The organism is Rossellomorea sp. RS05, assembly GCF_039822645.1.
Lineage (GTDB): Bacteria > Bacillota > Bacilli > Bacillales > Bacillaceae_B > Rossellomorea > Rossellomorea marisflavi_B.
This window is the reverse complement of the sequence record NZ_JBDKWY010000003.1, coordinates 1-14732: the sequence shown is the minus strand read 5'-3', so window position 1 is coordinate 14732 and position 14732 is coordinate 1. Positions and strand designations below refer to the sequence as shown.

The following is a 14732-nucleotide window of genomic DNA, read 5'->3' as shown; positions in this document are numbered from 1 at the left end:
AAAAAATGCCAAAACGAACAACCTATTGTGGAAACGTAACGGAATCATTCATCGGTGAAACGATTACCATCAAAGGATGGGTGCAAAAACGACGTGACCTTGGGGGTCTGATCTTCATCGACCTCCGCGACCGTGAAGGGATCGTTCAGGTCGTATTCAATCCCGATCTTTCTCAGGAAGCACTCGAACTGGCGGAAAGAATCCGAAACGAGTATGTCATTTCCGTAACGGGATCGGTCGTTGCACGGGGTGAAGGAACGGTCAACCCGAACCTGAAAACCGGAAAAATTGAGATTCATGCAGAAGATGTACAGATCATCAATGAAGCGAAGACCCCACCATTCATGATCGACGATCAAATGGAAGTATCAGAAGACGTGCGCTTGAAATACCGCTATGTGGATCTCCGCCGCCCGGCTATGGCCGAGACGTTCAGAATGCGCCATAATGTCACTACGTCATTCCGCAGTTTCCTGAATGAGAATGGATTTCTTGATGTGGAAACCCCGATCCTGACGAAGAGCACGCCTGAAGGAGCACGTGACTATCTTGTGCCGAGCCGGGTTCATCAAGGAGAATTCTACGCCCTTCCTCAATCGCCGCAGATTTTCAAACAGCTTCTGATGGTGTCCGGATTCGATCGTTATTACCAAATTGCCCGCTGCTTCCGTGATGAGGATCTTCGTGCAGACCGTCAGCCTGAATTCACCCAGATCGATATGGAAATGAGCTTCATGGAACAGGAAGAGATCATCCTGTTGGTCGAAGAAATGATGGCGAAGCTAATGAAGGACGTGAAAGGCCTGGATATCGAATCGGTCTTCCCACGCATGACATATGATGAAGCCATGAGCCGCTATGGATCGGATAAGCCTGATACCCGTTTTGCCATGGAACTGATCGATGTATCCGAAATCGTGAAGGATTCAGGATTCAAGGTGTTCTCGGGTGCTGTAGCAGGCGGTGGTCAAGTGAAATTGATCAATGTGAAAGGGGCCGCTTCCAACTACTCAAGGAAAGATATCGATGGTCTCACAGAATTCGTATCCCGCTATGGAGCAAAAGGGCTCGCATGGTTGAAGGTAGAAGAAGAAGGTCTTAAAGGCCCGATTTCCAAGTTCGTATCGGAAGAGGATGCATCCAGCCTGTCTGCTGCTTCAGAAGCAGAAACAGGGGACCTTCTCCTATTCGTCGCCGACAAAAAATCCGTCGTGGCCGATGCCCTTGGGGCGCTTCGCCTCAAGCTTGGTAAAGAGCTCGGCCTGATTGATGAGTCTATGTTCAACTTCCTATGGGTGACGGACTGGCCGCTTCTTGAGTTCGATGAAGGAGACAATCGCTACTATGCAGCACACCATCCTTTCACCATGCCTGTGAGGGAAGATCTCGAGCTTCTTGAGACCAACCCGGGTGAAGTAAGGGCTCAGGCCTATGACCTTGTATTGAACGGATATGAGCTTGGCGGTGGATCACTCAGGATCTATGAGCGTGACATCCAGGAAAAAATGTTCAGCGTCCTCGGATTCTCTAAAGAAGAAGCGAATGAGCAGTTCGGATTCCTTCTGGAAGCATTTGAGTACGGTACTCCTCCACACGGCGGGATCGCCCTTGGCCTTGATCGTTTGGTGATGCTCCTTGCAGGTCGTTCGAACCTTCGCGATACCATTGCATTCCCTAAAACGGCCAGTGCAAGCTGCGTCCTCACCGATGCACCTGGAGGCGTTAGCGAAGCCCAGTTGAAAGAACTGTCACTATCACTGGATGTTGAATGATGTCGGAAATTCTCCAGCGGTTGTGAATTGCAAAATTGGCCGCTCCCATGCTATGATGATGTAAATAACAGACGAGTCCTGATGTGTCCGACGTTTTAACCTATCAGTTTTGACCGAACACTTCAAACCTTGGGAGCTTGACTTTTCGCTAGGCGTTCATGCCTCGCTTCAAGAGGACTAACAAGTAGTGGAATAAAGCACCCACCTGCCGAGAGCGGGTTCAAAACAAAGGAAACGCAGCGACGGCACGATTGGGACTCGTTTCACAAATGGATACGTAATGCACAAGAGCCGGATCTTTCGAGATCCGGCTCTTTTTTATAGTTACAAGAGTTGCTTCGTAAAATATGTTTGTTTAAAAATACATGAAAATGAATAAATATCAAAAAACCATTGCGGAAACTGTCGACAAGCCCTATACTTTTTAAAGGTAATCTTTGCTAACTTTACATCATAGGAGTGGTCAAAATGGAACATATGGGCTGGTTATCCCTACTGCCGCCGATCATCGCCGTGCTGCTGGCGGTCATCACGAAAAATGTCATTATTTCTTTATTCTCCGGCGTATATGTCGGTGTCCTCATGCTTGTGGGCGGAAGGCCCCTTGAGGCCACAATGCAAACCATCGGGGAATTTATGTTCCCGCAGGTGGCAGACAGCTATAATGCCGCTGTGCTAGTCCTGCTCTTTTTCATCGGGGGATTCGTCGCCCTCATGGAGAAGTCGGGAGGAGGAGCGGCCCTGGCCAATAGTGCCACCAACTTAATCAATTCAAAGGCGAAAGCCCAAGTATCAGCCTGGATCGGCGGCATCATCATCTTCTTCTCCGATCTCGGCACCCCTTTGATCGTAGGGCCCGTTTTTGAGAAGATATTCGATAAAGTGAAAGTCTCACGTGAGAAGCTTGCATGGATCATTGACTCCACTTCCTCACCGGTGGCGGTGTTGGTTCCGTTTATCGGGTGGGGCGTCTACATCATGGGACTGATCAAGAAGGAGTTTGATCATCTCGATATCACCACCTCTGAATTCAGCACGCTGGTTCATGTGATCCCGTTTCAATTTTATGCTCTCCTTGCCGTGTCTATGGTGCCACTGGTCGCACTTCTGAAGCTGGACTTCGGACCGATGAAATTGGCTGAGGATAGGGCCAACAGAGGTGAACTCTACTGGAAAACATCTAAGCCTCTGAGAAAAGCAGAGGATGGGGGACTCAAGCCGAGTAATCCGGTTTTAATCTGGCTTCCCCTATTGATCCTATTCATCACGCTCTTCGGTCTCCTGGCATCAAAAGGCTTCCCGTTCAAACCGGTGGAAGGCAGTGCTTTCAGGGTGGCACTGAGTACCGCCTATCTTTTTGCGGCCATATCCCTTATCATTCTGATGATTTCGTACAAATTGAAGACATTCAATGAGATCTTTGAGATCTATACGGGGGGCATGCAAAAGATGGTGTATGTCGCCGTGACCCTTGTGCTTGCCTGGTCGCTCAGCAAGGTGATCAGCGAAATGGGGACAGCTTCCTACATCGTTGAACTGGTGAAGGGGAATATTCCAGCCTTCATCATCCCGGCGATCCTCTTCCTGGTAGGAGCAGGCATGTCCCTTGCATCCGGTTCCTCCTGGGGGACATTTGCTATCATGCTCCCGATTGCCATCCCAATGGCGGTCTCACTAGATGCCGAGCTTCTCGTGTGCATCGGAGCGGTTCTATCCGGGGGGATCTTCGGAGATCACAGTTCTCCGATCTCGGATACGACGCTATTGTCGTCAACAGGTGCCGGTGCGGATCATATCGATCACGTGAAAACGCAATTCCCGTATGCAGCAGTGAATGCAAGCATCGCACTCATCGGTTTTGTCATCGCCGGCCTGACCGGGAACCCGTATACCATCATCATCCTCCTTGCAGGCTTGGTCGCATTGATGCTGTTCCTTGGGAAGCGAAAAGCTTCCAAGCTTCAACACTCACAGGAATTAAACTCCTGAAGAAGCAAAACTCCATGGAGAATGAACGCAATATATTGATTTTCAGTGCTCAATCCTTTATTCTAATTCAGAATAAACCTAGTTGAATACTTACAATGGAGTTGATCATATTGCTTCACCAGTTCTCACGTAATGAGTTAGCGATCGGGAAAGAAGGTCTTCAGACCCTTAAAAATAGTACAGTGGCCGTTCTCGGGATCGGCGGTGTCGGTTCGTTCGCAGCCGAAGCCCTCGCCCGTTCCGGAGTTGGCCGCCTTGTCCTTGTTGATAAGGATGACGTGGATATCACAAATGTGAATCGTCAGGTGCATGCCCTGCTTTCTACCGTTGGCCAGCCGAAGGTCGACCTGATGCGGGACAGGATCAAGGATATCAATCCAGACTGTGAAGTCATCGCCCTTAAGATGTTCTATACCGAAGAAACGTATGAAGAGTTCTTCCATTACGGGCTGGACTTCGTAGTGGATGCATCCGATACGATTTCGTACAAGATCCATCTGATGAAAGAGTGCTTGACGCGTGACATTCCGCTTATCGCATCCATGGGTGCTGCGAACAAGAATGACCCTACCCGCTTCCAGATTGCGGATATCTCCAAGACCCATACGGATCCCATCGCCAAGGTCATCCGCACCCGTCTGAAAAAAGAAGGGATCAAAAAAGGGGTTACGGTCGTCTTCTCCGACGAGAGTCCGATCGTCATCCGTGAAGAAGTACGGAAGGAAGTGGGGAAGGATGATGCCAAAATTCGAAAGGCACAGCTTCCGCCTTCATCGAATGCATTCGTTCCGTCTGTTGCCGGCCTCATCGCTGCCAGCCATGTCATCAATCAGCTCTTAAAAGAAATTGAAATCAGACGTGTGAAAGATAAATAACAAATTGAAAGGCCCGTACCTCCCTTGAGGCACGGGCCTTTTTGCGTGCAGTATTAACATTCCTTTGGAGTGCATACAAATTTTAGGCAAAAACCCTATTGACTACTATTTGTGTCTTAGTGTATTATCTAACTAGTACACTGGAACACAAACAGAAAGGAGTGAAAAAATGAATGCATTCAGAGGCCTTCTTTGGAAGGATTTCCATACATCCAAGGTGTGGTTCATAGGGTGGTTGGCGATTATCATCGTCGTTTATTCCCTTGGGCTCGGCGCAGGGGGATACTTCGATGAGAAAGGGATCCCTGTCGGATTCGCTATCATGCTCGGCGTCTTCCACTTTGCTTTTCTACCGGTCATCGTCTACTCCATGCTCCGGCTGGAAGGGAAGACACAGCTTTGGTTGCATACCCCGCTCAGCGGATTTACACTGCTTTCTTCAAAACTACTCGTCGCAATGGTTTACTTGATCATTTCCTTGCTTCTCGTAGATCTTCTTGGATTCATCAGCTTCAGCAGGCTTCCTGATATCGGATACTGGCCGGTCAAGGAGGGCGTGTATTTCAATATCGGTGTTCTCTTGCTCGGCCTCAACATGTCGGGATGGCTGATCTTTTTCTGGACGGTCTATCACTCCATGGGGAAATTCCCGGCAATCAAGAACATTCGCTGGCTCATCCTCGCCGGATTATGGATCTTGTACACATCGGTGACAACATTCGTTACCAGTCTGAAACCTGTGGAAACCTTCGTTAACAACACATGGGTAGTCGACCTTCCAGCCAGTTTCTTTTTCACCATCGGCTCAGGAGGAGAAGACAGTGGATTCAATATCGATATCATTCCCCTGCCGCTTCTCCCATTCATCTGGGAAGGGGTCATGTGGCTCATATTATTCATCATTTCATGTAGACTATTAGATCGCAGGATTGAGGTGTAGATCATGGTAGAAGAATACTCAGCGTCCAAACCCATATACCTGCAAATCGCCGATCGGATCATCCGTGAAATCGTCAGGAGGGAACGACACCCTGGCGATAAGCTTCCCTCAGTCAGAGAGATGGCTTTGCAAGCCGGGGTGAATCCGAACACCATACAGCGGACATACAGTGAGTTGGAAAGGATGACCATTGTGGAAACGAAACGAGGACAGGGAACGTTTGTGACGGAGGAAGATGACGTGCTATCTGTGTTAAATCAAAGAGTGCAGCGAGAAGTAATCGAAATCTTCATTAAAAATATGAAGGAGCTCGGTCTCAGTAAAGAAGAAATGATTGAAAGCATCAAACGGTACGGAGAGGAGAATGATCGTGATCCGGTTTGAGAATGTCACGAAGAAATACGGCAGCGGACTTGCTCTTCGGAACACCTCCTTGCAATTTGAAAAAGGAAAGATCTACGGACTCCTCGGACCGAATGGTAGCGGGAAATCCACAACGCTGAAAATGATCGCCGGCCTTGTACTCCCCAGTGCAGGCAAGGTGATGCTCGATGATGAACCGATCAATCGTAAGGTGGCTGAAGAAGTGGCCTACCTGACGGAGCTTGATATGTTCTATGAGACGTTTACGGTGAAAGGGATGCTCAAATTTTACAACTCACAGTTCAGCGACTTCGATATGGAACGGGCAGAAGAGCTTGTCTCGTTCATGCAGCTGGATGGGTCGAAAAAGATCAAGCACCTTTCCAAAGGGACGCGTGGAAGGCTGAAGCTTGTCCTCACACTATCCAGGCAGGCTAGAGTCATCCTACTCGACGAGCCATTCTCAGGTCTAGATCCGATGGTGAGGGACACCATTGTGAAGGGGCTCCTTTCCTATATCGACTGGGGAGAGCAGACGGTCCTCATCGCCACTCATGAAATCGATGAAATCGAGGCCATCCTCGATGAAGCCTACATCATCCATAACGGAGAAGTGAAAGGTCACTGCAACGTTGAACAATTACGGGAAGAACAAGGACTGTCGGTCCTTCAATGGTTGAAGCGCACGACTCAAATAGAAGGGATGGAACTGGAATGAAGACGATTGCTCAATTGCAAAATGTCACGAAAGTCATCAAAGGCAAGAAAATCATCGATTCACTATCATTCGAAGTGAATGAAGGGGAGGTCTTCGGATTCCTCGGGCCGAACGGTGCCGGAAAGACCACGACGATCCGGATGATCGTCGGACTGATGAAGATTACAGAAGGGGATGTCCTTATCTCAGGTAAGAGCATCCAGAAGGACTTCGCTGAAGCCATCAGTGAAGTCGGGGCCATCGTGGAAAATCCCGAGCTCTATAAGTTCCTTTCAGGCTACCAAAATCTGAAGCACTTTGCCCGCATGCATAAAGGCATCACGGAAGAGCGAATCAAGGAAGTAGTGGAACTCGTCGGATTGACGAGCCGGATCAAGGATAAGGTCAAAACCTATTCACTCGGGATGCGCCAGCGCCTAGGTATCGCCCAATGTCTTCTCCATAAGCCGAAGCTCCTTATCTTGGATGAGCCGACCAACGGACTCGATCCTGCAGGAATCCGTGAGATCCGTGCGTATATCCGCAAGCTAGCAGCTGAGGAAGGAATGGCCGTCATCGTTTCATCCCATCTTCTTTCTGAAATGGAAATGATGTGTGACCGCATCGCCATCCTGCAATCTGGAAAACTGGTAGACGTCCAGGATATTCGCGCCTTCGTCGGTGGAACCGAACAGATCTACCAGATCGATGTCGCTGATGCATCCCTGATCAAAGCCTCGATCAAGACGTTCGATCCTGCAATCCAATTCGAAGTGAAAGACAATCAGGTGCAGCTGGCTATCGAAAAAGAACGGATCCCTGCACTGGTCAAAGCACTGGTGGAAGATGGAATGGACATTTTCGGAGTCATGCCGATTTCGAAAACCCTTGAAGATCGCTTCCTGGAAATCACCAACGACAAAGGAGAGACAGTCAATGTTTAATTTGATCAGAAATGAATGGATGAAGATTTTCAAGCGTGTCGGTACATACGTCATGCTGGGCCTCCTCGTGGCCATCATTGGGATCACGGGAGCAACAAGCAAGTATCTGGACAGCCAGTCGAAGGTGTCTGATGATTGGAAGAAGGACGTCCAGACTCAGATTGCTGACGATAAGGAAATGCTCAAAGGGAACATGCCTGGTTATATGAAAGAAGAAACGGAAAAGGGTATTGCTATCAATGAGTACCGTCTTAAAAATGATTTGAAACCTTATGAAAAAGCAAATGTGTGGTCATATGTAGAAGACAATGCCTACCTTGTGATGTTTGTCGGATTGTTCACCATCATCGTATCTGCCGGGATCGTGGCGAGTGAGTTCACATGGGGCACGATCAAGCTCCTATTGATCCGTCCGATTTCAAGGAGTAAAATACTGATCTCGAAATATATCACGGTCTTATTGTATGGTTTGAGCCAGCTTGTCGTCCTGTTTGTGGTTTCATTCCTCCTGGGTCTCATCCTTTTCGGTGGAATCGGGGAATCGGCGCATCTTGCCTATGTTGATGGAGCTGTCGTGGAACAAAACATGGTATGGTACCTCATCAAGACGTATCTATTGAAAACGATCGATGTCGCCATGATGGCAACAATGGCCTTCATGATATCGGCTGTGTTCAGAAGCAGCTCTTTGGCAATCGGAATCTCAGTGTTCCTATTGTTTATGGGGTCGAATCTTACCAGCCTGATTGCGATGAAATTCGACTGGGCGAAGTTCAGTTTGTTCGCGAATACGGATCTCACGCAGTACACAGGATTCCAGCCTCCGCTTGTGAAGGGGATGACGATGGGCTTTTCCATCACGATGATCCTGATTTACTTTGTGATTTTCCAAGTGCTTGCTTTCGTCTTCTTTACGAAGCGTGATGTGGCTTCATAAGCAGATTCAAAAAAAGGATGCCGGTTTCGGTATCCTTTTTTTGTCGCGTCTTTTTGCTTTTGGAAAGGTTCGTTCCTTTCCGCTGCGGGCGCTTGCTTTCCTGCGGGGAGGTAGGTGGTCAAGCCTCCTCGTGCCTGCGGGGTCTTGCCCGACCTCCTATTCCGCTGGAGTCAACCGCCCTCCGCTCCAATCCACTCTGTGCTTGTGTATTGGGGAGTGGCCGTAGATTGGGTGCTTTTTGTAATTGTGTACGTTCGAACTGGAGGTTTAGTAGGCGATCGTACGGTGGCTGCAATGGGTAGTGGGTTGGTAGTGCGATGAACGGTCTGTGCCTGCTGTTGGGTGTTTGCTGAAGTGTTGCGTTACTCTTCGGCCCTTTTTATCGTCTGTAGGGGTAGAATCTTGCTGAGTTCAACCGGGTCACCTGATTGAGTAGGTAGGCGGATTTTTTTGCTCCTTCGATTCTCAGGGTGTCCAATGCTTCGATCATCTTTTTGTGCGAAACCATGCCGATTCCGTGACCGAAGTAAAGATCTTCTGCCATATAAACGGAGTTTTCTCCCATCCATATGGGGTCGGCGTAATCTGGGTTGTAGAAGTAATACACGTCTCCTGGGATGCGATCGACGCCGCGGTATGTTTCCATCCATAGGTTTTCATTGTAATTGGAGCCCCAGATGAACAAATGGGAATAGAGGTCATTGAATATGGATGGTTCAATGGAGTCAAGGATGCTCTTATAGTAGATCAGGACGATCGTGGTCACGCACTCGAAGCTGTAGAGGGCGCTGTTGGTGAAGACGTCCCGGATGGCGTCGGAGGGAAGTCGGCCCCGCCTGAGCTCATATCCATATGGGGTCTTGATCCAAAAAGCCGGATTGAAGCGGGAGTCGGCGAAAGCGGAGAATTCCGAATCACCTTCATCGATCTTTTTGGCGTTTTGAAGTATATGGGTTCTCATATTGATTTCAAACTTCAGCTGGTCTTTTGACGGGAAATTATAATCCATGGGGGAATTGTTCAATGCTTCATAGATGGCGCGCTGTTCGTCGGGGAGGCTTTTCGGGTCCATGGGCATTCCTTCATTCAGATGTATCAAGATAGATCACCTCCTGGTTAGTATCAGGGTATGTAGATTTTGGTCATGGGTGAGAGCGGAAAGGCTAGAGACAGCATGAAAAAAGCCCGGAGCGCTTTGCCCCGGGCTTAACCTGTCACTACCTATGCTTATTGATATTTTCATAAACCTGGCCGATGGCCTGTTCGAATTTGCCTGTTTTCTTTGGTTGATAGTATTTGGCGTTTTTGATCCGGTCAGGCAGATAGTCCTGTTTGACCCAGCCCGATTCATGATCGTGGGGGTACTTGTATTCGATTCCTCTGCCAAGTTCTGCAGCGCCCTGGTAGTGGGCGTCCTTGAGATGAGGTGGTACTTCGCCGCTTTTCCCCTTCCGGATATCGGATAGGGCCGAATCAATGGCCGAGATCGCCGAATTGGATTTCGGTGACAAGCAAAGCTCGATGACAGCATTGGCAAGGGGGATCCGGGCTTCGGGGAATCCGATCTTCTCAGCCGTCTCCACGGCAGCAAGGGTGCGAGGCCCTGCCTGGGGACTGGCAAGACCGATGTCTTCATAGGCGATGACCAACAATCTTCTGGCGATGCTCGGCAGGTCCCCTGCTTCCACCAGTCTTCCGAGATAGTGGAGAGCGGCATTGGCATCGCTTCCCCTGATCGATTTCTGGAATGCGCTGATCACATCATAATGGGCGTCCCCGTCTTTATCATGGGAGAAACTTTTCTTCTGTAAGCACTCCTCGGCTATGGGAAGGGTAATGTGAATGACTCCCTCTGCATCAGGGGAAGTGGAGAGCACGGCAAGCTCCAATGCGTTCAGTGAGCTCCTGACATCACCGAAACTGCTGCTGGCAAAGTGCTCGACCGCTTCTTCGCTGACATCGAGCTTGTACGTTCCAAGTCCGCGTTCTTCATCTTGGATGGCCCGGCGGATGGCCTGCTTCATTTCATCTGTGGATAATGGCTTCAGCTCGAAGATCTGACACCGGCTCCTGATGGCAGGGTTGATGGCGTGATAAGGGTTGCTCGTGGTGGCACCGATCATGGTGATCATCCCATTTTCAAGATAAGGAAGGAGAAAGTCTTGTTTTCCTTTATCAAGGCGATGGACCTCATCGAGGAGGAGGATGACCTTGCCTGACATTTTGGCTTCCTCCACTACGATCTGGATGTCCTTCTTATTATTGGTGACCGCATTCAATGTTTTGAACCGGTACTGGGTGCTCCCTGCAATGGCACTGGCGATAGACGTTTTCCCGATTCCGGGCGGTCCATACAGAATCATCGATGATAGCTGTTTCGCCTTGACCATCCGATCGATGATCTTTCCTTCTCCGACAAGATGCTGCTGACCGAGGATCTCATCGATGGTCCGCGGCCTCATTTTGAAAGCGAGTGGTTTTATCGACATGGTATATCTCTCCAAACTGGCGTTCTGATACCTTTTACTTTATCACAGGGGTACCCTTTATGGAAATAACCTGCGCATGTGCCACCTTTCACAGTGGGACATGGAATATGCTATAATGGCAGGAGCGAATGAAACCATACAGTTAATGTAATTACCCTATATAGCAGAGGTGCTTGAAATGAAGATATCCACGAAGGGCCGGTACGGCTTGACGATTATGATCGAACTGGCCAAACGCCACGGCGAGGGACCGACATCCCTCAAGACAATCGCGCAACAGCATGATTTATCAGAACACTATCTTGAACAGCTGGTCGCCCCGCTTCGCAACGGCGGGTTGGTCAGGAGCATTCGGGGGGCTTATGGGGGATATGTCCTCGGCCACGAACCTAAGGATATTACCGCTGGTGATATCATCCGGATCCTGGAGGGGCCGATCAGCCCAGTGGAAGGGATCGAGGATGAGGAGCCTGCAAAGCGCGAGCTCTGGATCCGCATCCGAGATGCCGTGAAGGACGTGCTTGATAATACAACGATCGAGGATCTCGCCAATCATACAGATGACGGAGAATCCGATGCATACATGTTTTACATCTAGGAGGTAAGTGAATGAACAGAATCTACTTGGATCATGCGGCAACATCTCCCATTCACCCTGCGGTGATCGAGGAGATGATGACGGTCATGCAGGGAACGTTCGGTAATCCGTCGAGCATCCATTCATTCGGAAGGGAAGCCCGCTCCATCGTGGACCGCTCCCGTTCCATTGCTGCAGCATCGATTCACGCAGACCATAATGAGATCATCTTCACTAGCGGTGGTACGGAGGCCGACAATATGGCCATCATCGGCGCTGCCATGAAGAATCGGAAGCTCGGGAATCATATCATCACCACTGAAATCGAGCATCACGCCGTTCTCCATACATGTCAGCATCTTGAACAACAGGGGTATGAGGTGACCTATCTGCCCGTTGATAAGACAGGAAGGATCAGTGTGGATGCCGTGAAGGCCGTCCTGCGTGAAGACACGATCCTAGTCACAATCATGTTCGGGAATAACGAAGTGGGGACGATCCAGCCCATCTCCGAGATCGGACATCTCCTGAAGGATCACCAGGCCCTCTTTCATACGGATGCGGTACAAGCCTATGGACTCCATGAGCTGCATGTCGGCGAACTGGGAGTCGATCTTCTTTCTGTTTCAGGACATAAGATCAATGGACCCAAAGGGGTGGGCTTCCTCTATTGCAGGAAGGATGTGGACATCCTCCCCCTCGCATATGGCGGTGAACAAGAGAGGAAGCGCCGCGCAGGAACGGAGAATGTTCCTGGAATCGCCGGACTGGCCAAAGCCATTGAGATAGCCTCTTCATCCATGGAAGAGAAGCGCACACGATACGTAGGATTCAAAGAGATCCTCAAGGGGAACCTCGATGAATCCGGTATTTCTTATGAGGAAAACGGATCGCTTGAGCACGGGCTTCCTCATGTGCTAAACTTGAGCTTTGCCGGCACGGATGTCGAATCCATGCTGGTGAATTTCGATATGTCAGGAATCGCCGTATCAAGCGGATCTGCTTGTACGGCTGGATCAATAGAACCATCTCATGTCCTGGTGGCGATGTTTGGAGGGGACTCGGAGAAGATCCGCAACTCCATCCGTTTCAGCTTCGGACTCGGGAACACGGAAGAAGACATCGTGCGGGCCGCAGATGAAGCGGTGAAGATCATCCATCGTCTCACGACATGAAGAAGGAAAGATAAGGGAGGTGGCATAGATGAAAAAAGAACCGAAAGACACAAGGGTGGTCGTCGGAATGTCAGGTGGGGTGGACTCATCTGTCGCGGCGCTCCTCCTGAAAGAGCAGGGCTATGAAGTCATCGGCGTGTTCATGAAAAACTGGGATGACACCGATGAGAATGGCGTCTGCACTGCAACGGAAGATTATGATGATGTCATCCGCGTCTGCAATCAGATTGGAATTCCGTATTATGCAGTCAACTTCGAGAAGCAATACTGGGATAAGGTCTTTACCTATTTCCTTGATGAATACAAAGCGGGACGTACACCGAACCCGGATGTGATGTGCAATAAGGAAATCAAGTTCAAGGCATTCCTTGATCATGCACTGAAGCTTGGGGCGGACTATCTTGCCACAGGGCATTACGCACAGGTGGAATACCGCGACGGAGAATACAAAATGCTCCGTGGGGTAGACAACAATAAGGATCAAACCTACTTCCTCAATCAGCTTGGGCAGGATCAGCTTGAGAAAGTCATGTTCCCCCTTGGAAACATCGACAAGAAGAAGGTTCGCGAAATCGCGAAAGAAGCAGGACTTGCCACGGCAACAAAGAAAGACAGCACGGGTATCTGCTTTATCGGCGAACGGAATTTCAAGGACTTCCTCGGAAACTATCTTCCAGCACAGCCTGGTAATATGGAAACCTTGGACGGAAAAGTCATGGGTAAACATGATGGACTCATGTATTACACCATCGGACAGCGCCATGGACTTGGAATCGGCGGAGCCGGTGACCCTTGGTTTGCCATCGGGAAAGACCTTGAACGCAATGTCCTCTATGTGGGACAAAGCTTTGAGCATCCGGCCCTGTACTCAGATTCCATCTTGGCGACGGACGTTCACTGGACATCCAATGACCCTAAACGGGAATCCTTCGCGTGCACCGCGAAATTCCGCTACCGTCAGGATGACAACAAAGTGACCGTCATCCCCCAGGAAGATGGCACCGTATCCGTCGTATTCGATGAACCGATCCGCGCCGTCACACCTGGACAGGCCGTCGTCTTCTATAACGGAGATGAATGCCTTGGAGGCGGAACCATCGACACCATCTACCGAAACCAAGAAAAACTCACCTACGTGGGGTAAAGAAAAGCGGAGGGGGCTCGATCTGGGGCGACAAGCATAAGAGGGGAAAGCCAAAAAGGCGTTCTGTGCCTTTATGGATTTCACAGCTTATGACCTCGAGCCCCAAGCCCTCAGAGAGTAATAAGACCCAAATTAACGGCCATAATGGCCGCTACGCGGCGGGAGGTCACACCGAACTTCCGCCGAATATTTCCCATATGGAAGTTCACATTGGCTTCCGAGCAGTTGCAGATAACCGATATCTCCCAACTGGTCTTGCCGATGGCGCACCACTGCAACACTTCCTTCTCCCGGCTGGTCAGAACCACCGGTTTGCTGACCGGATGTTCGAAGGCCAGTCCGGCACCGCTCTGCAGTGCGTAGTCCTTGAGCATCCACAGGGTCGGCAGGACCGACTCTATGAAACGGTTGGCCTCGGCCCGGTTTTCCGCTTCCACGCTGAGGCTCAGCGCGCCGAGTTCGCCGCGAGCACCATGCAGCGGCATGGTCAGCCCATACACCAGGCCGGCGGCCGAGGCTTCCTCGAAGAACTCGTGCTGCTTTCGCGTCTGGTAGATGGACGGTTCCCAGAAAATCGGCAGTACGCTCTGGGTACAGTGACTGACCGTCGGGTCGACCCGCGCGTAGCCAGCCCGGTCGTAATGCTCGCGCCAGGCGGCCGGGTAGTTGCCGACGATGAAGGCGTTCTCGTAGTCCTGGCTGTCCTTAGGCAACAGGCCGAACAGGATCTTCGAGAATCCAAGGTCGCTCGCCATCTTCTGCAGGATGGCGCTCCACTCCAATTTTCCACTTGAGCGTTCCAGCTCAAGAAAACCGTCAACCAAGGCCAT

The 14732-nt window shown here is 50.1% G+C and carries 14 protein-coding genes and 1 other RNA gene; 12 read left to right on the top strand and 3 right to left on the bottom strand.

What is annotated here, in order from left to right:
- The first annotated feature begins 5 nt into the window (after nucleotides 1–5).
- From aspS to ABJ225_RS09860, 9 genes are all read left to right on the top strand, one after another.
- Nucleotides 6–1772 carry an aspartate--tRNA ligase gene (gene aspS, locus ABJ225_RS09900; RefSeq protein ID WP_347319917.1) on the top strand — a complete coding sequence of 589 codons (1767 nt, stop codon included), beginning with the start codon at nucleotides 6–8 and terminating at the stop codon, nucleotides 1770–1772.
- A gap of 72 nt (nucleotides 1773–1844) precedes the next feature.
- A non-coding RNA gene (ssrS, locus tag ABJ225_RS09895) (6S RNA) lies at nucleotides 1845–2034 on the top strand.
- Between the two features lie 206 nt (nucleotides 2035–2240).
- A complete protein-coding gene (locus ABJ225_RS09890; protein WP_218246269.1) occupies nucleotides 2241–3761 on the top strand; it encodes a Na+/H+ antiporter NhaC family protein in 1521 nt (506 codons plus the stop codon).
- 110 nt (nucleotides 3762–3871) lie between these two features.
- Nucleotides 3872–4636, top strand: a complete 765-nt coding sequence (locus tag ABJ225_RS09885; protein WP_056535163.1) for a tRNA threonylcarbamoyladenosine dehydratase — start codon at nucleotides 3872–3874, stop codon at nucleotides 4634–4636.
- A 169-nt stretch (nucleotides 4637–4805) separates the two neighbouring features.
- Entirely contained in the window at nucleotides 4806–5576 is a 771-nt protein-coding gene (locus ABJ225_RS09880; protein ID WP_148984609.1) for a hypothetical protein, read from the top strand.
- Nucleotides 5577–5579: 3 nt separating this feature from the next.
- Nucleotides 5580–5960, top strand: coding sequence for a GntR family transcriptional regulator (locus tag ABJ225_RS09875; RefSeq protein WP_048006199.1), 381 nt, complete (start codon nucleotides 5580–5582; stop codon nucleotides 5958–5960).
- The gene (locus ABJ225_RS09870) at nucleotides 5941–6657 is read left to right on the top strand and encodes an ABC transporter ATP-binding protein (RefSeq protein WP_148984608.1); all 717 of its coding nucleotides are present in this window, start codon (nucleotides 5941–5943) and stop codon (nucleotides 6655–6657) included. The genes ABJ225_RS09875 and ABJ225_RS09870 overlap by 20 nt, the downstream gene beginning before the upstream one ends.
- Nucleotides 6654–7580 carry an ABC transporter ATP-binding protein gene (locus ABJ225_RS09865; protein ID WP_056535167.1) on the top strand — a complete coding sequence of 309 codons (927 nt, stop codon included), beginning with the start codon at nucleotides 6654–6656 and terminating at the stop codon, nucleotides 7578–7580. Before ABJ225_RS09870 ends, ABJ225_RS09865 begins: the two co-directional genes overlap by 4 nt.
- The gene (locus tag ABJ225_RS09860; protein WP_148984606.1) at nucleotides 7573–8517 is read left to right on the top strand and encodes an ABC transporter permease; all 945 of its coding nucleotides are present in this window, start codon (nucleotides 7573–7575) and stop codon (nucleotides 8515–8517) included. The genes ABJ225_RS09865 and ABJ225_RS09860 overlap by 8 nt, the downstream gene beginning before the upstream one ends.
- A gap of 379 nt (nucleotides 8518–8896) precedes the next feature.
- Here ABJ225_RS09860 and ABJ225_RS09855 read toward each other — a convergent pair whose 3' ends face one another.
- Together ABJ225_RS09855 and ABJ225_RS09850 are read right to left on the bottom strand one after the other, a co-directional pair.
- Nucleotides 8897–9616: a protein-glutamine gamma-glutamyltransferase gene (locus ABJ225_RS09855; protein ID WP_286188250.1), complete on the bottom strand. Its 720-nt coding sequence runs from the start codon at nucleotides 9614–9616 to the stop codon at nucleotides 8897–8899.
- Between the two features lie 118 nt (nucleotides 9617–9734).
- Complete coding sequence (locus ABJ225_RS09850) at nucleotides 9735–11006, bottom strand: replication-associated recombination protein A (protein WP_347319914.1); 1272 nt, start codon at nucleotides 11004–11006, stop codon at nucleotides 9735–9737.
- Nucleotides 11007–11184: 178 nt separating this feature from the next.
- Here ABJ225_RS09850 and cymR point away from each other — a divergent pair, with 178 nt between their 5' ends.
- The 3 genes from cymR to mnmA are packed head-to-tail and all read left to right on the top strand — an operon-like array spanning nucleotide 11185 to nucleotide 13902.
- Entirely contained in the window at nucleotides 11185–11604 is a 420-nt protein-coding gene (gene cymR / locus ABJ225_RS09845; RefSeq protein WP_347319912.1) for a cysteine metabolism transcriptional regulator CymR, read from the top strand.
- Between the two features lie 11 nt (nucleotides 11605–11615).
- Complete coding sequence (locus ABJ225_RS09840) at nucleotides 11616–12758, top strand: cysteine desulfurase family protein (RefSeq protein WP_218246268.1); 1143 nt, start codon at nucleotides 11616–11618, stop codon at nucleotides 12756–12758.
- A 28-nt stretch (nucleotides 12759–12786) separates the two neighbouring features.
- Nucleotides 12787–13902, top strand: coding sequence for a tRNA 2-thiouridine(34) synthase MnmA (mnmA, locus tag ABJ225_RS09835; protein WP_218246267.1), 1116 nt, complete (start codon nucleotides 12787–12789; stop codon nucleotides 13900–13902).
- A gap of 110 nt (nucleotides 13903–14012) precedes the next feature.
- Here mnmA and lasR read toward each other — a convergent pair whose 3' ends face one another.
- Entirely contained in the window at nucleotides 14013–14732 is a 720-nt protein-coding gene (lasR, locus tag ABJ225_RS09830; RefSeq protein WP_347032980.1) for a transcriptional regulator LasR, read from the bottom strand.